A 17137-nucleotide genomic window follows, 5' to 3' on the forward strand; every position below is an offset into this window, starting at 1 on the left:
CCGTCGAACTCGCCGTAGCAGCTTGACGAGCTAACCGCCTGAGGTGTCTGGGCCGCCATCACCCTCATGACCCGCCGTCTCGCACGGAAAGGCGCCACCCCCAGCTGGCCCAGGAAGCCCCAGCTCTCCTCCTGACCCTGTGATTTCCCAGATGGCAGGGCCCAGATCAGCGAGCGAAAGACCGTGTCATGGCGGACGATTCGCAAGGCGATCGTCACCCGAGCGGGACGCGTGCTGGAGTCAAGGGCCCAGCGTCCAGATGAGCGGCGATGCGCGTGATCGTCCCGATGTTGTCCTCGAATAGATGCGCCTGCATGCCCGCCGCTTGGGCGGCCTCAACGTTGGCTGCGACATCGTCCACGAAGAGACAGCTCTCCGGCCCCACCTCCAAGCTGGCACAAGCAGCTTCGAAGGCACGCAGGTCAGGCTTCTCAATGCCGATCTCGTGCGAGTAGACAATCTGCTCAACCAGTTCGTCGAAGTGGTACAGCGCCGTCTCCCGCTCCCGAGCCCCGACGAAGCTGTTGCTCAGGATGCCCAGCCTGCATCGTCCCTGCAGCCCCCGTACATAGGCGATGAGTTCCTCGTTCGGCGTTCCCAGATACTCCGCCCAAAGGTCAGCCATGAAGGCTTCGACCTGGTGAACGTCGAGACCCAAGCGTGATGCCACTTCCCAGTGCACGTCTCGTTCGCTGATGCTTCCGACGCTTCCCGCACGCCACACGTCGCGCATCCGCTCATGCACGGTGCCCAGCGGCAGCTCCAGCCACTCTTCCCACCGTTGCACCCATCCGGTTTCCGGCGTGATCTCCAGCACGCCGCCGATGTCGAGAAAAACGCAGGTCGTGGTCACCCGAACTCCCCCTTCGTCCCGCCTGGTCAGCGAGCACACTCCTGTGATCTACGAAGACACTGTCGTCCTTCCCTTGGGGGCAAGGTCAAGCAATCTTGGAACCCTGTGACAGCCCTGTCGCGAGCCGCTGACACGACCCGGCCGCATCAGCAGGTGCCGTCAAAACTCGTGACACGAGGCGAAGCAGCACCGGGGATCAGAAACACGCACTGAATCCCCGCCCGGCACCATCCCCGCACGCGCGGGGAGCAGACCTTAGGAGCGTCGACCACGCCCAGGGCAAGGGGGCCATCTCCGCGTGCGCACGAAGCAGATAGGCACCGCCAGGATGTCGGCGAGGAAGTCGGGCTCATCCCCGCGAGCGCGCGGAGCGGGTTGGCACCGGCCGGGCGCATCTGCCGGACCTGCGACCATCCCCGCGCGTGCGGGGAGCAGTTGCCGCACATGGCCGCGGCGGTGCCGTCGGGGGGGCATCCCCGCGTGCGCGGGGAGCAGGGGGCCAGCGTGTTGCTAAGTCGCCGAGGGCTGGGATCATCCCCGCGCGTGCGGGGAACAGTGCGGCCCGGTGGACAGCAGCATCGGTCCTGCGGGTCCATCCCCGCGTGCGCGGGGAACAGGGATCCGCCCTATCCCCCTGCCCGAAGACCCTGGGACCATCCCCGCCTGCGCGGGGAACAGGACGGCAGCCCTCACAGCTACGTGGAGGCATGGGGACCATCCCTGCCTGCGCGGGGAGCAGCTCGTCTCGGTCGCCGCTCCGGCGCTGAGGGCGGGGTCATCCCCGCACGCGCGAGGAGCAGCTGAGGAGCAGCTCAGGAGTTCCGGCAGGGCCAGGCCGACGGAGAGGCCATCCCCGCGGACACGGGGAGCAGCGTGCCACCGGACTCGGGCACACTGGCCCAGGCGGGGTCATCCCCGCGTGCGCGGGGAGCAGAGCCGGGCTCGCGTCGGCGCCGTCCTCGGGCGGGGGTCATCCCCGCGTGCGCGGGGAGCAGTCCGGGGCCCGTGTCCCCACGGCCCTCCCCGAGGGGTCATCCCCGCGTGCGCGGCAAGCAGAGAAGACCCGAAGTGCAGCCGCCTGCATGCCTGGGGCCATCCCCGCACGCGCGGGGAACAGCACACCCTCGCCGCGGTGGAAGCCGGCCTCGCGGGTTCATCCTCTCGTGCGCGGGGAGCAGGCTGCAGCGTTCTGGGGACACCTGCCGGGTCCGGGGTCCATCCCCGCGTGCACGGGGAGCAGGTCGTTCCAGCGACCATCGGGGGGCGGGCGGTGGGTCCATCCCCGCGTGCGCGGGGAGCAGGTCTTGGCCGTAGGCGGCCAGGGCGCCGCCGGAGGGACCATCCCCGCACGCGCGGGGAGCAGACTCCGTGACCTGCACCTTTACAGTCAGGCGGAGCTGTTTTTGAGCACTTGCACCGACTCAGGCAAACAGAACATGCCCACCCCTGCTCGTTACGAAGAGCTGACGGACGGCAGCACGACAGGCTCAGCATCGCAGACAAGCCGTTTGCCGACTGATGCCTGGGGGCCAGCAGCCAACGCCTGCGCCACCCACCCCGACCGCCGGTTCAAGGCCATCCCCGCGTTCAGGAGCGGCACGCCCGGCCACAAGGGCGTGCCCTGGGCAATGAAGCCGATCGGACCGGTCAGCTCCGGGGAGCGTAGGGGTCCGCGTACGGTTCAACGGCCTGCCGGACCTGCTCCTGGGCGGGGGCCATGCGGGGGCCGGGGGCGTAGTAGCGGGAGCGGGCCTGGCCCTGGGCTTCGAGCCAGCCGAGGCGGACCAGTTCGCGGATGTCGCGGATGGCCTGCTGCTCGGACAGGCCGGCGTCGGCCTGATAGACGGTCCGGCGCACCTTCGATCCCCAGAAGGCCGGCAGCAGCGCGTAGACCACGCGCTCGTCCAGGCCGTCGTGCCCGGCCGCCTCGCCGAGGTGGATCCAGGCGCGGGAGAGCAGGTCGGTGCGGCGCTGTGCCTGCTGGGCCTGGCGGTGGTGGGCTTCCAGGCAGAAGCGGATCCACGGGTGGGTGTCGCGCTCAGGGGTCCAGGTGGGGCCGCCGACCTGTTGCAGGACGCGGTAGTAGGCGTAGGTGTTCTGGGCGCGGCCGAGCCATTCCTCGATGGAGGAGAACTCCGGCGGCAGCAGGCTCTCGGATTCCCGGGCGAAGACGAGGGTGGACAGGGCGCGGGACATGCGGCCGTTGCCGTCCTTCCACGGGTGGATGTTCACCAGGTTCAGGTGGGCCATGGAGGCCCGTACATGGACCGGGGCGTCGAGGTCACCGGTGTTGAGCCAGTCGATCAGCTCCCCCGTCAAGGCGGGCACGTCACCGGAGTCCGGGGCGGTGTAGGCCGGGACGAGGGGGTCGTCGGGGCTGGTGACGAAGACCGGGCCGTCGCGCCAGCGGCCCGGGCGTTTGTCGAGGTGGTGGCCCTGCAGCATGAAGTGCAGACCGTTGAGCAGGCCGGCGTCGTAGCGGAAGCCGTCGCCGGCGTCGGCGAGGGCCTGGATGTAGGTCATCGCCCGCTGGTAGCCCTCCAGCTCCACCCGGGTCCGCTCCGCCGTCTCCAGCGGCTCCTCCCCCGCCATCAGGGCCTCGACATCATCGACGGTGGCGGCATAGCCCTCGATGGTGTTCGAACCGGCGATCGCGCGAGCCGTGAGGTTACGCCGCAACTGCCCGGACCAGCGAGGCTGCGCCCGCAACTGATGCCGCAGCCGCATCCGCATCCGCTCGATCTCCTCGAGCACACGGTGATCATCGGCGTCCAGCGCCGGAGTCTCGTACAACACACCCCCATGCCACCATGACAGGATCATCCTGTCAACCTTTCGGGCCCCGACCCACCCAAACAACCCACCACGCCCCCTCCCCACCCGGACCGAAGCCCTCCACGAAGCAGAAACCAACCCGCGACCGAACCCGGCCCCAGGCCCATCCCCCCAGGACACGGGAAGCAAAGACCCCGGACCTCGACGCAGCCAGTGACGGCGGGATCACACCCACGCACACGACTGCGGGGAGCAGCGACCGGCAGACCAGTCAACCAGGCACGCGCGCGGGGAGCAGGAGATCTACGAGCCGGAGCCGTAGGTGATCCGGGGTCCATCCCCGCGTGCGCGGGGCACAGCCTCGCCACGTCGGCTGGGTCATCCCCGCACACACGGAGAGCAGATGCCGTCGGCGTGCACGGTGCGCGGTGCGGAAGTGCGGGGGGGGGTCATCCCCGCATGCACGGGGAGCAGGATGAAGGTCTTCTTCGTGATGGACCGGTTGAAGGGTTCATCCCCGCGTGCGCGGGGAGCAGCGCCGCTCGAACCGCTCGTCGCGAGGGTCCTTCGGTCCATCCCCGCACGTGCGGGGAGCAGCACCGCGCATGTCTGTCTCCCCTCGCGTTGCTGGGTCCATCCCCGCGCGTGCGGGGAGCAGTCCGTGCCGATGTACTGAGCAATCGAGCCGTCGGGACCATCCCCGCACGCGCGGGGAACAGATCACCGCCACCGCCCGGACGGTGCCGAGCACGGGTCCATCCCCGCACACACGGGGAGCAGATGCTGATGAGGCTGCCGGTGGCCGCGTCGTAGGGTCCATCCCCGCGTGCGCGGAGAGCAGCACGACCGGTCCGCGCGGTTCACGTGGAACGGGGGTCCATCCCCGCGTGCGCGGGGAGCAGATCCGTAGCCGGTGGTCGGCCGGGACGGGTTCATCCCCGCGTACGCGGGGAGCAGCGGTGCGGCCGCCGCTGCTGGCCGCGCTGACGGGGTTCATCCCCACGTGCACGGGGAGCAGAACGCACCGCCCACGCGACGAGACCGTCAGGAGGGTTCATCCCCGCGTGCGCGGGGAACAGCAGGCCCGGCCGGACATGAGCTTGCGCCAGCCGGGACCATCCCCGCGAGCGCGGAGAGCAGACGCCGGACTGCAGCTGGGAGTCGCCGGGCCCGGGACCATCCCCGCGTGCGCGGGGAGCAGGCGGCGTCGATGACCTTCGCGCGGGCTTTGGCGGGACCATCCCCGCCCGCGCGGGGAGCAGCGCAATCGCGCCGGCGTGACACCGGCCGCACCGGGACCATCCCCGCGTGCGCGGGGAGCAGAGCTCGTCCATCATGTCGTCGAGCCACTCGTTGGGACCATCCCGCGCGTGCGGGGAGCAGGTACCAGTGGCGGAGCTGCTCGGCGTTGCCGCGGGGACCATCCCCGCGTGCGCGGGGAACAGCAGCCCCGCCTACTGCGACACCATATGCCGCCGGGTTCATCCCCGCGTGCGCGGGGAACAGCACAAAGTGGCCGCCACGGCCACACCCGGGCCGGGTTCATCCCCGCGTGCGCGGGGAACAGGGCACCTGCTCAAGGTGCTGCGTCGGCGCGTAGGGTTCATCCCCGCGTGCGCGGGGAACAGACTCCGCGACCTGCACCTTTACGACCAGGCGAAGCTATTTCTGAGCACTTTCACCGACTCCGACATACAGAACATTTAAACCTCTGCTTGTTCACTGAAGAGCTGGCAGGTGGCGGCATGGCTCAACCAGCATCGCAGACCCGACCACTTGCAGACCGATGCCCGTCACGAAGCCGCCGGGACGCCGAGAGGACGGCTCCCCCGCGACGCAGGAAGCGCCCTGGCCGGCAGACCCGCCGACATCGCGTCCGAGGACTTCCCCCTGCCGACCGGGTCACGCCCCCGAGCCAGCGCTACGACTGCCGCCGCCGGGCGCGCGTGGAGCTGGCGGCAGCGGTGAACGGCAGTACGCGTCTGGCCGGGCAGCACGGTAGCGGACACCGGCAGACGAGACCGGGGGACCGGGCACATGTTGCCCAAAACGAGGCCTAAAAGGCCTGTCCGAGGAGTCCGCGTGATCGCTAGAAGTTGCCGCCCCAGACCACTGATCGTCCGCGAGGGCGCACCGCGCATACTGAGGCAATGTCCACGTCCTCTCCTGCCCCTGCCCGGTTCCGGGACCCCGGATACTGGAAGCACCACTTCGCCGTCTCCAACGGACTGCTCGTGCGCTGCCCCAGGTGCGAGCGGCAGGCGGAGGTAGTCACGGCCGCCCGTGATGCCCGGGACACGTCATCGAGCATGGATGTGCTGCGGCGGCTCGTGTGCCGTCACTGTGGACTGTCGCGGCAACGGAAGAAGGACGATCCGATCGCATTCTTCTGGGGCGGCGCCCAGGACATGCTCGACCCCTACTTCCACGAGCCGCTCTGGCTCCAGACGAACACGCGGCACGGCCAGCTGTGGGCGTACACCCCCGGACACCTCGGCCTGTTGCGACAGTACGTACAGGCGACACTGCGCGAACACGACCCCTGGCACGAGCCCTGGCGCAAGATGGGTCTCTTCGGCCGCCTCCCCGCGTGGATCAAGCAGGCGAAGAACCGCGACGAGGTACTGCGCGGGCTGGACCGCATGCGGGCCTCGCTCGCGGCGTGATACGAGCCCACCCCCGCACGTGCGGGGAGCAGCCCGTGAGGGCTTCGGATATCTGCCGGGGGCGGGTTCATCCCCGCATGCGCGGGAAGCAGTGCCTGGGACCTTACCGGCAGATGCATCGGCGTCATCCCCACGTACGCGGAGCGGGCAACGACCGCATGTTGCCGAACCTGGGTTCACCCCCGCGTACGCGGAGAGCAGTACGGCTGGCCAGCGGTGCCGGTGACGTCGGAGGGGCCATCCCCACACGCGCGGGGAGCAGTGCGCGGCGCGGATCTTGCGGCAGGTCTGGCAGGGACCATCCCCGCGTGCGCGGGGAGCAGCCCGGCCCTGGTGGTGCACGGGACGAAGGACACGGGTCCATCCCCGCGTGCGCGGGGAGCAGGGCTTTCTGTCGGTAGCCGTGCAGGCCGGCACGGGGCCATCCCCGCACGCGCGGGGAGCAGATCACCGCCACCGGCCGGACGGTGCCGAACACGGGGCCATCCCGGCACACACGGGGAGCAGTTGGCCTGTGTGGCGGTGCCGAGTGCCACGGTGGGTCCATCCCCGCACACACGGGGAGCAGGCTGCGTGACCTGCATCTTTACAGCCGAGCGAGGCTGTTCTTGAGCACTTTCACCGACTCGGACATACAGAGTATTTCCAACATCGCTTGTCAAGGAGGGCTGACGGACGTCAGCACGGCAGCCCAGCATCGCAGACCCGTCCACATGCCGACTGGTCTCCGGGAGACAACAGCCGGCACCTACGACAGCAAGCCCGCCCACCAGTTTCAGGCTATCCCCGCGTGTGCAGGGAACAGGTGCCGTAGAAGACGGTGACGTCCCCGTGCGCGGGGCCATCCCCGCGCACTGCGAATCAGGCAGACAGTGAAAGGTTCATCCTGCGGATTCATTGGATGGACGTCGGGGGAGTGGGACGCGTCGCAGCGCTTTGAGCTGGGCCATTGTCGCTGAGCCACTGCGATGAGCCCGCCTGACATTCCGTTCCGCCGTGAGCGCAGGGAGGCTACGGCGAAGCACGCGTTCCCGCCGGCCGTTGACGAGCGCGACTTGGACATCAACGTGCCCCAAGCGGATCAACCGAGCCACGGTCTGGGGGTGGAGGAGGTCCATCAGCCGTAAAACCTTCTCGGGTGAGCTGTCGTTGCAGATGTGCGAAACGGTATTGACCTTGTCCTTGAATGCTTTGTGCAGAGTCTGCTTCTGGACCTTGCAGGCGTCGGCGGCCTTCTGCCAGGTTCCCCCGTTGGCGAGCAACTCGGCGATGAGCAACGTCTTCTCCGCATTGACGGCCAGTTCTATGGCCCTCAAGCGCTCCAGAGCGTCGAGGAGCTCCGTGGCCCCGCCCGCACGCGGGCGCTCCCCCAGCTCCCGGAGTCGTGTCATGGCCTCCCGCAGCACACGCGTTCCCAGCGGAAGCGGAAGATCGTCACCGTACGAGTCCGGGCAGTCATCAAAATGCGACGGCCCAAGCCATCCTCGTTGTGCCATCTGTCGAAAATAGTTGACAGCCTCCGCCCTGTGTTAGACCGGCAATCCAGCCACATGCGTAACGGTTGCGCGTGAGGGCTGTGAGAACTGTGCTGGCATCCACCAGCGGCTTCGCGAAGAAGCTGCCAAGCCAGTACTGGTACCTATTCGGCCAGAGCCGCGCCGAAGGCTTGTCAAATGGCACCCTGTGCGCTCCGAACGATGGAACTCCCTGCCATGACGGGATAGTTAGCCTCTGAGAACAGGGAGACTGGCCGTCGTCGCAAACGCCGACGGCCCCCGATGGCGCGGGAGCCGTCTTCACCTTCATCTGGTTAAGGAAGGTCTGCTTGGAGCTAAGCATAGGGCGCCCCAGGGGCGTCAGGCAACATGCAATCGCGCAGGCGCTCATCGCGAGGGGGTGCTGATGACGATCCCAACCAGCATGTGGGTGAGGGTATTCCTGATGGTGCCTGTCACGCTCCTGGTAGCCGTGATCGGCGTCGTGTGGCTGATCGGGACACTGGTCCCGCCGGCCCGTCAATATGCACTGGAAGTCGGGAAACAGACGACCAGCATGGTGCGGGCCCTCACCCGTTAAGTGTCGGCCCGGGACGGCTCTGGCAGCCCCGGGCCGATGCACCGCAGTTCACCAGACAGCGGCCCTCGTACGCCCGACGACATCACACGGGGATCGCATCCAGGCAGTTGATCTCTTGGATGACGACGATGGCGGAAATGCCGTGAGGCATCCCCGCCATCGTTCGTTCATGCGGTCGGGCCTGTGACCTGCACGAGGAAGTCGGTGTTCGCCTTCACGTCGTGCCCCAGGGACAGAGTGTTCCGGGGAAGTTCGCCAAGGAGTTCGAGCAGAGGTTGAGTGTCGGGGAGGTCGGCGGGCAGTAGGCCGAAGACGTCGGGGTAGCGGTCTTCAGTACCGGCAGTGAAGAAGTCGCCGGCCCCGACGTTTCGGTCCTCGCCGAGGAGGGCGGGCTCGGTGCCGGGGGTGATCTCGGGGAAGAGGATGCGGGCGGCGTGTCCTTCGGTAGTCAGGGTCAGGCCGAGCCAGGAGTGAAGCTGGTCGGGGAAGAACTGCGGCTTCAGCTCCTTGCCGGACTCCTTCCACAGGGGTGTTCGGCTGCCGGAGTGGAGGGCGTCGGTCACCTTCTGGTGCTGGGTGGGGTGGAGCTGTTCACCCCGCTGGACGCGTTCGCGGACCTGGTCGTACCAGCCGAGGGCATCGAGGAGGCCCAGGCCGATGGCGGCGGCCGACGGCCAGGGCAGGACCCGCAGCCGGTCGCCCTCGCGACGGATGAAGACGCGGTCGTTGGCCAGCAGCTGCCAGCCGGCACGGGCCAGGAGGAGGGCGGTGGTGGTCTTCCCGGCACCCTTGTCGCCCAGGGTCAGCACGGTCTGCCCCTCGCGGACGACAGCGGAGGCGTGCAGGATCGACCAGCCGTCCGCGAGGAGCTGCCCGCGGACGACCTCGCGGGCGAGCCGTGCGGCGGCCAGGGCGACGGGAACGTCTTCGCACCCGTAGATGCGCAGGGGTTCGCCGGGCTCGGCCCGGTAGACGAGCTTTTCGTCGGGCTGGGAAGCGGACACGGTGCCGTCGTCGTCCCGGTCGAAGACCATGTTCGAGTTCGCGTAGACGGTCTTCTCGTGGGGGTGGTCGGCCACGCGCTGGGCGATCTCGGTGACCCGGCCGACGTTGACGTCGGCGATCACTGCTGCGTTGGTGTCCGGGGCGGTGCTGGTGGCATTCCACCAGGGGCCGAAGTAGCGAAGGGCCCAGTCTGTGACCACCGGGCTGTTGCTGGTGACGGTCGCGGCCTGGGTGGCCGTGGCGATACGGACAGCGGTCTGGGGCACTGCGGTCTTCTCCTTCTGTCGGGGTAGCACGGGGACGTACAGGCCGGCTAGGGGCTCGTAGGCATCACGGAGCTTGGCGTCGGCGGCTATCAGCTGACGGACCTCGGCGGCGTCCAGCCGGGGGAGGCACACGGTCGGGGTTCCGGCGGTGAAGCGCAACGGAATTCCCCTCCACCTCCCCTCGTGGTTGACGCACAACTCCGTCACCGCGTCGTCCAGGCCCAGGCCTGCGCGGAGGGCAGCGATCACCGCCCCGGCCGGTCCGCAGCGGGTACGGCCCAGCCCTGTGTTGATCCGCCGGGGACGGTCGGTCAGCTCGTCGCGGACCTGCCGCAGGGGCACCGGCACGGGCAGGTCGCCGACGCGGGTAGCCGACGCGCACACCACGGCCTGGTCGCCGTGCTCGCCGATCACGTGGCCGTTCACGGCCTGTGGGGGCACGTCCAGGAGGCGGGCAAGGACGAGGCGGTAGCGGGCGGTGTCGGTGTTCGAGCCGACCCCGTACACGTGGGGGCAGCCGGAGACCTCGGCGAACAGGCGGGTGAGGATGTCGACGGGGTTGGTCACCATGACCACGAGTCCCTGGTAGTGGGCCAGTTTCCGCGCGAGGTCGGCGATGACGGGGGCGTTGGCGTTCAGGCCGGCCATCCGGACGTCGGTGCGGGAAGTGTTGGTGAAATCGCCCCGTGGACAGACGACCACCGCTTCGCAGGAGGCGAGCTGTCCGGCGTCGGGGGCGTGGACCGCTCGGACGGAGGAGGCGGTAACCTGGCACATGTCCTCCAGATCGGACACCAGGGCCTGGGCCGAGAGCCCGGTGCGGGAGACGATGCGGACGGACTCGCACCAGCCTCCAGCGGCCAGCAGCATGGCCACGCTCTGGCCGACGGCTCCGGCGCCGATTACTCCGACCGCGCCGACCCGACGGTGGCGTCACCGGTCGGCCGCCTTCGCTACGTCAGCCAGGGCGAGCCGCCACACCGCCTGCGGGTCCGTCGCGGCGAGCAGGTTCGCGGTGGTGCGGTCGAGCAGGGTGCACACCACCTTGGCCTGTCGGGTGATCTTGACGGCGTGCTCGGGCAAGGGCAGGTCGGCCGGGCAGGTCAGGTAGGTGCTGAGGATGTTGGTGGTGTCCATCAGCCACAACACCACCAGGTGCTTGACCCATGCGGCTCGCTCGTCGGGCCCGAGGTCGGCGGTCATCGCGTCGGCGAAGACCTCGATACCACTAACAACCGCTTTGGCCGCTGGCTGGTCCGGAGGGGAGGCGATCAGGTTCAGCACCGTCCGCGAGACCAGCTTCGCCGCATCCGTCTGGGGTCGGCCGCGGGCAAGTCCCGGGTCGAGGAAGACCGGACGGCTCTCGGGGCCACCGGGGAAGACCGCGTGGTCCGGCTTGAGGTCGCCGTAGACCACAGGCCGCCGCCCGGCCGCCGGAGCCAGTCGCAGCCGTCGCAGTCTGCCCACCACGCCCGCCAGCACTTCACCCGTCTGCCCTGCTTTGCGCAGGTAGGTCGGGGCGCTGATGCCGTTGAACTTGCGGTGGAAGGTCGGCCCAATGCCCCGTTCGGCGATCGCCACTTCGTCCACGGACCTGGCGACCGCGGGCCGCTGGAGACCCGTCAGCTCCACTAGGACGCGGGTCATCAGCTCGCCGCTGCGGTGGGGTTCCTTGGCCAGCAGGTCGGCCAGCGTCGGGCCCGTCACCTGTTCGGTGAACAGCACCCCGCTCTGAAACCCGGCGACGCGACAGGCCAGCACTCCCGCCTCCTCGCGCAGGATGTCCAGCCCTCGGGCTTCCCGCTCCAGCAGAGTGCCCGGCGAGCCCTGATAGGCCGCCTGGGCGGCCCTGACCTGGGCCCAGTTCCCGGCCATACCTCGCAGCACCGACACCAGCGACAGGCCCAGCAGCGAGACCTTGGCGAACAGGGCACGATCATCCACCTGAACTCGACGGACGTAGGTCGTCACGCTCGGCGTGTGCACCTCGAGCCGCACCACGGCCCCCGGCCACAGCCTGGCTGCGGCCTGCTCGATCTGCCGGTCCGCGTAGGCGAAGACGTCTGCGGCCGCCGGGGCGGCGCTCGATGGTCCCGCCATCTCAGTGGCCCTCCGGCCGCGACACCGCCACGCCACCATCCACACGGTGGGTCAGGGCATGGCCCACGATGGTGGCCAGGCTGCTGGCCGCCGCGAGCGTGCCGAGAGCCCAGATCCAGCCGAGCGTCATGCCCAGCCAGTCGCCACGGTGCTTCCTGTCGTTGGTCGTACGGGACTTGTACGTCACCGTCGTCTCCTTCGGGAATGGATGCAGCGGGTCCCCGGCACGACGAGGAGACAACTGGTGGGCGCCGGGGGCCCGCTGCGGCTTCAGAGGCCGCCTGTCAGTCGGGCGGTGGGCCTGTCTATGCAGAAGCGCGGAACTTCAGGAAGCTGCCGGGATGAAGGGGAGAGCCAGGATGCGTCCGGGCAGTTCCGGGCGGCTGCGATTAAGTGAACCGGCCGTCACGCACAGTGGGTACGGTGAAGGCGAGGCCAAGCGGTATACGCGGTTTACAGCCCCAGGACGGAGGAGAGGTCATGGCGGCAACCAACAGACCCAATATCCGTCTGCGCGAGGTCATCGACGCGATCGGCTGCACGTACGAAGTACTGGCCAAGAACGTGCGCCGGATCGCCGCGGAGAACGGCGAGATCGTCCAAACCAACAAGTCGGCGATCTCCCACTGGGTGAACGGCACCCGGCAGCCCACCGGTCAGACCGGCCACTACCTGGCGGAAGCTCTCTCGCGCAGGGCCGGCCGCACCATCACCCTCACCGAGATCGGCCTGCACGACCCCGAAGCCACTGTCCCCGACGACCCCGATCCCGTTGTCACAGCGACCGGCCTCGGCCGCGCCGACGTCGAGCGGCGCCGCTTCCTGGCCGTGGCCGCCTTCACCACCGCAGGCGTGGCGATGCCGCTGGCCTACGACCACGAGGCGGCATCCCGCATGCTTCGCGCACGCACCGGTAGGTCCCTGGTCGGGGCGGAGGACGTCGAGGTGGTCCGCCAGATCACCGCCGCGTTCAGCGCGGCCGACGAACGCCTGGGCGGTGGCCACGGGCTCACCACCGTCACCGCCTACCTCGCCGACACCGCATCCCCCATGCTCCGCGCCCGCTTCCCCTCCGACGCCTTACGCCGCGCCGCCTTCGGCGCCGTCGCCGAGCTGGCCTACCTCGCCGGCTGGAAACACCACGACCTCGGCCAGGAAGGCGCCGCCCAGCGCTACTACCAGGTCGGCTACCAACTCGCCTGCGAAGCCGACCCGCACGGCCACGCCGCCTGGATGATGCGCGCCCTCGCCCACCAGGCCCTCAGTCTCAAGCAGCCCCACCACTGCGTCGACCTCGTCGAAGGAGCCCTCAGTCGCGGCCTGGGCCACGTCGACGGCCAGACCGAGGCACTGCTTCACATCACTCACGCCCGCGCCTTCGCTGCAGTCGACGAGAGGCCCGCAGCGGCTCGTGCCCTGCTCGCCGCCGAGGACGCCCTGCTCCGCGACGACGGCCCACAGCCCAGCTTCTCCCTCGTCAGCGGACCAGCCGCCGGCACCGTCGCCAGCCACACGGCCCGTACGCTCACCGACCTCGCCGATCACGTCGGCACCGAGGAACAGCACCGCGACGCGCTCGTCCGCTGGGACCCCGAGAAGTACAAACGCGTCCACGCCCTCACCTACGCCGACCTCGGCGACAGCCTCGCCGCCCAGACCCGCGCGGACGAGGCCGTCGCCGCCTGGAACCAGGCCCTCACGCTGATGGAGGGCATGACCTCCGACCGCACCCGCAAGGCGATCACCTCCATCCGATCAACCCTGGCGGTCTACCAGCGGCGCAAAGTGCCCGGCGCCGCCGAACTCGCCCGCCGCGCCCGGGAGGCGCTGACCTAACATGCCCACCAACCCGGCCGACGAAGGGACCCCCGTGGCTCAGCCGACCACCGATGACCAGCACAAGGTACTCAAGCCCGCCCTGGAATCCATGACCCTGCTGGTCGCCGCCGTCATCGTCCATGACAAGGCCACCAACCGCGTGGTCCTCCTCCAGCGCAGCGACCAGGCCAAATTCGCCAGGGGCAAGTGGGACCTCCCCGTCGGCAAGAGCGAACCCGGCGAACCGATCACCGAGACGGCTGTACGTGAGCTGTACGAAGAGACCGGCCTGACAGTGAAGCCGGAGTCTTTGAAAGTCGCCCACATCATCCATGGGGCCTGGGGCGTCGAAGCGCCCAACGGATTCATCACCGTCGTCTTCGTCGCCCACAAGTGGACCGGCGAACCCGAAAACCGCGAACCACGCAAGCACGCTCAAGTCTGCTGGGTCGACACCGGCGCCATCCCGGAAGAATTCGTGGACACCACAGCCAGCGCCCTCAGCCGCTACCTGGCAGGCGGACCTCAAGTCTCACTCGACGGCTGGACCTAACGAGAGTTCGCTTCCCAAACAGACACATAAACACCTTCAGACCAGAATTGCCCACACAGAAATTAGCGACCCGTACACCAGCCGGCATACCACCCTCGCGTACACAGGGAGCAGCACATCGCATAGCCCGGCGATCACGTGCGAATCGCCGGGGACCATGCCCACGCATACCGGGAACAGTTCCCCGGGTTCCACCGACCGGTCACCTGGAAGAGCAGTCGCCGAGGACAAGCCAGCCTTGTAGCTGACGGAACCATCCCCACGTGCGCGAGGAGCTGTAGCCCGACTCCGCCTCCTCGAAGTCCATGAGGGGACCATCCCCGCACGCGCCGGGAGCAGGGGTCTTCCCCCGGCGCAGCCTCGTGATGCTCGGGACCATCCCCGCGTGCACGGGGAACAGTGGCACCGACCGTGAAAGAGATCGCCGTCCCTGGGTCCATCCCCGCGCGTGCGGGGAGCAGAAGCCGATCGAGACGCCGACCCTCGGCAGCACGGGTCCATCCCCGCGTGCGCGGGGAACAGCCGTAGAAGACGCCCCGCCAGGCGGTGCCGTCGGGACGATCCCCGCGTACGCGGGGAGCAGGTCAGCTGGTCGAGGATGCCCGGGTAGGTCTGGGTCCATCCCCTCGTGCGGGAGCAGTTCGGTGGAGCTCGCAGATGATGACCTCGCTCGGGATCATCCCGCGTGCGCGGGGAACAGTGGGAGACGGTGGTCGGGAAGCCGATCTCGTTGGGACCATCCCCGCGTGCGTGGGGAACAGGGCAGCCACCGCCAGGAACTCATGGTCGGCCTGGGACCATCCCCGCGTGCGCGGGGAACAGCCGGCGGCCCCCATGGTCGCCTTCGCCGAGACGGGACCATCCCCGCGTGCGCGGGGAACAGACTCCGCGACCTGCACCTTTACAACCAGGCGAAGCCGTTTTTGAGCACTTCCACCGACTCAGACATACAGAACATCTCCACCCTCGCTTGCCATAGAGAGCCAACGGACGGCAGCACGACAGGCCCAGCATCGCAGACCCCACCACTTGCCGACCCACACTCGCAAGACAGCCGCCGGGGCAACGCCCCCACACACCCACAGCAGCTGACACCTGCGCCATCCATCCCGCCCACCCGTCCGAGGCCATCCCCACGTACGCGGAGACCAGGCTCTCCAGGGCACGGCCGATACGGTCACCCGTAGGACCATCCCCGCGTGCGCGGGAACAGACCTTAGGAGCCTCGGCCATGCCCAGGGCGAGGGGTCCATCCCCGCGTGCGCGGGGAGTAGTTGGCCAACCGCCGTTTCAGGCCACGGGCGACGGGGTCATCCCCGCGTGCGCGGGGAGCAGTGCAGGGACCTCTTCATGAATTCGGCGAACTCGGGGTCATCCCCGCGTGCGCGGGGAGCAGACTGCATGACCTGCACCTTTACAGCCGGGCGAGGCTGTTTTTGAGCACTTTCACCGACTCGGACATGCAGGACATATCCACCCCCACTTGTCATGGAGGGTCGACGAATAACAGTACGACAGGCTCAGCATCGCAGACAGGGCCGCTTGCCGACCAGCCGGTCTCCGAGGACAACAGTCGGCACCTGCGACACCCACCCGCCCGCCAGCTCGAGACCATCCCAGCCTGCGCGAGGAACAGGTCACCGCGTCATGCTCCAGCGGCGTCGAGTGGCGGCCATCCCCACGTGCGCAGGGGAGCAGCGTATGGTGTCCACAGCCTTCCGCCGGACCTCGGAACCATCCGGCCGGCCCCGGAGCATGGGACCATCCCCGCACGCGGAGAAGGTACGAACCATTCGATTCTCCGGTCGCACCTTCATCAGTGGCGCCGGGGGTGCGGCGGGCCTGCGGGCCGCCAGCCTCACCCTGCGAGAACCCGTGTACGAAGGCTTCCAACGAACCATTTCGGCGTCGGCTAAGGAAGATGCTCAATGGCAGTCACGGTACCGCGTCACAGGTTTCCCGCTGACGACGCGGCGGAGCGGGCACAGCGGCTCGACGCCGGCGTCCAGAGCAAGATCGCTGCTCTTGAGGGGTCGCCGCGGGGGTTCAACATGGCGTTCCATTCGTCGTTGCTCGCCGCGAACACGCACCTGGCCGTGAACCCGGACGCCTCCCTGCTCCCCACCTGGGAGGCGGTCGTGACGGCAATGCAGATCGGATCCGCCCTGTTCGCCTCGGCGACGGCGACCGGGGAAACGGTGGAGTGCCGTATCGCGCACAAGGTACGGACGATCCGCGCGACCGGGCCCACCTATTCCACGGATGCCGGTAACTGGGTCATGGCGTTCTTCCTTGCCGTCATCTGCCGTGACAAGGACCGCGCGACCGAGCTGGCCAACGTCCCGGTCTCCCTGCTGCGGGAATCCGGTGCCGAGTACGACGAGTACATCTACGCCTGGGTCGAAACGCTCCAGCCGTGGCTGCTCGGCAACGGTGACCTCGGCGAGAAGCTGACCGCCGCCATGGACGGAACGGACCCGGACGTCCTGCGGATCGCGGACCGGGAGATGATGCCGAGGATCATCTATCCCCCGATCAACCTCTTCTACCGCTACATCATCGGGGACCAACAGGCGTTCAACGCCGAACTGGCGAAGGCGCTCGAGTGGCACAAGGAATACTGGACCAAGGACGAGGAGCGGGCCAGCGAGTCCACCGGCCAGGTCGCCTGGGAACCTCTGGCCATCACCTGCCTCGCCCATGACGCCGGTTTCCCGATCGAGGTCGAGTCCGATTACCTGCCCAAGCACCTGATCGAGCGCAGCTGGGTGGGCGAGCTCGACACGTGAAACCCGGACGTCCGCAGAACACGCCCGTTCACCCGCCGGGTCCGGGCACGAGAGACAGAACCCGTCCCCGCTCACGCCATAACCGGCGAAACGAGAACAGAGCAGCGCCCCGCACTACGTTCAGGACCAGCCCCACCACTGAAACCACCCCCGCACGCACGAAGAACGGCCACCCCCGGGCCCCGACAATGCCAAGGCCAATAGCCATCCCCCGTACGCAAGAAGCAGCGACAGCT

11 protein-coding genes are annotated in these 17137 nt (G+C 68.6%); 5 read left to right on the forward strand and 6 right to left on the reverse strand.

The annotated features are described in order from the left end of the window. Window positions 1-214: 214 nt before the first annotated feature. Together IE096_RS28950 and IE096_RS28955 are read right to left on the reverse strand one after the other, a co-directional pair. The gene (locus IE096_RS28950; protein ID WP_189456719.1) at window positions 215-853 is read right to left on the reverse strand and encodes an HAD family hydrolase; all 639 of its coding nucleotides are present in this window, start codon (window positions 851-853) and stop codon (window positions 215-217) included. A 1647-nt stretch (window positions 854-2500) separates the two neighbouring features. Continuing rightward, complete coding sequence (locus IE096_RS28955; protein ID WP_229820681.1) at window positions 2501-3607, reverse strand: Fic family protein; 1107 nt, start codon at window positions 3605-3607, stop codon at window positions 2501-2503. A gap of 2171 nt (window positions 3608-5778) precedes the next feature. On the opposite strand from IE096_RS28955, the gene IE096_RS28960 reads away from it, so the two are divergent. Continuing rightward, a complete protein-coding gene (locus IE096_RS28960; RefSeq protein ID WP_189456723.1) occupies window positions 5779-6294 on the forward strand; it encodes a hypothetical protein in 516 nt (171 codons plus the stop codon). Between the two features lie 881 nt (window positions 6295-7175). On the opposite strand, the gene IE096_RS28965 is transcribed toward IE096_RS28960, so the two are convergent. Beyond that, the gene (locus IE096_RS28965; protein ID WP_189456725.1) at window positions 7176-7790 is read right to left on the reverse strand and encodes an enolase-like domain-containing protein; all 615 of its coding nucleotides are present in this window, start codon (window positions 7788-7790) and stop codon (window positions 7176-7178) included. Between the two features lie 406 nt (window positions 7791-8196). Between IE096_RS28965 and IE096_RS28970 the strand changes: the two genes are divergently transcribed. Then, window positions 8197-8370, forward strand: a complete 174-nt coding sequence (locus IE096_RS28970; RefSeq protein ID WP_189456727.1) for a hypothetical protein — start codon at window positions 8197-8199, stop codon at window positions 8368-8370. Window positions 8371-8537: 167 nt separating this feature from the next. On the opposite strand, the gene IE096_RS32025 is transcribed toward IE096_RS28970, so the two are convergent. The 3 genes from IE096_RS32025 to IE096_RS28985 all read right to left on the reverse strand — a co-directional run bounded on the left by IE096_RS32025 (window position 8538) and on the right by IE096_RS28985 (window position 11928). After that, on the reverse strand, window positions 8538-10511 hold the full coding sequence (locus IE096_RS32025; RefSeq protein ID WP_189456730.1) for a hypothetical protein: 1974 nt from the start codon (window positions 10509-10511) through the stop codon (window positions 8538-8540). A 63-nt stretch (window positions 10512-10574) separates the two neighbouring features. Then, the gene (locus tag IE096_RS28980; RefSeq protein WP_189456732.1) at window positions 10575-11741 is read right to left on the reverse strand and encodes a hypothetical protein; all 1167 of its coding nucleotides are present in this window, start codon (window positions 11739-11741) and stop codon (window positions 10575-10577) included. Between the two features lies 1 nt (window position 11742). Continuing rightward, entirely contained in the window at window positions 11743-11928 is a 186-nt protein-coding gene (locus IE096_RS28985; protein WP_189456734.1) for a hypothetical protein, read from the reverse strand. Window positions 11929-12221: 293 nt separating this feature from the next. Here IE096_RS28985 and IE096_RS28990 point away from each other — a divergent pair, with 293 nt between their 5' ends. The 3 genes from IE096_RS28990 (at window position 12222) to IE096_RS29000 (ending at window position 16901) form a co-directional block, all read left to right on the forward strand. Then, window positions 12222-13577 carry an NsdA family TPR-like regulatory protein gene (locus IE096_RS28990; RefSeq protein ID WP_189456736.1) on the forward strand — a complete coding sequence of 452 codons (1356 nt, stop codon included), beginning with the start codon at window positions 12222-12224 and terminating at the stop codon, window positions 13575-13577. 1 nt (window position 13578) lies between these two features. Next, the gene (locus IE096_RS28995) at window positions 13579-14112 is read left to right on the forward strand and encodes an NUDIX domain-containing protein (RefSeq protein ID WP_189456738.1); all 534 of its coding nucleotides are present in this window, start codon (window positions 13579-13581) and stop codon (window positions 14110-14112) included. Window positions 14113-16040: 1928 nt separating this feature from the next. After that, complete coding sequence (locus tag IE096_RS29000) at window positions 16041-16901, forward strand: immunity 49 family protein (RefSeq protein WP_189456740.1); 861 nt, start codon at window positions 16041-16043, stop codon at window positions 16899-16901. Window positions 16902-17137 lie beyond the last annotated feature (236 nt).

Origin of the sequence: Streptomyces abikoensis (assembly GCF_014648775.1) — a bacterium.
GTDB classification, from domain to species: domain Bacteria; phylum Actinomycetota; class Actinomycetes; order Streptomycetales; family Streptomycetaceae; genus Streptomyces; species Streptomyces abikoensis.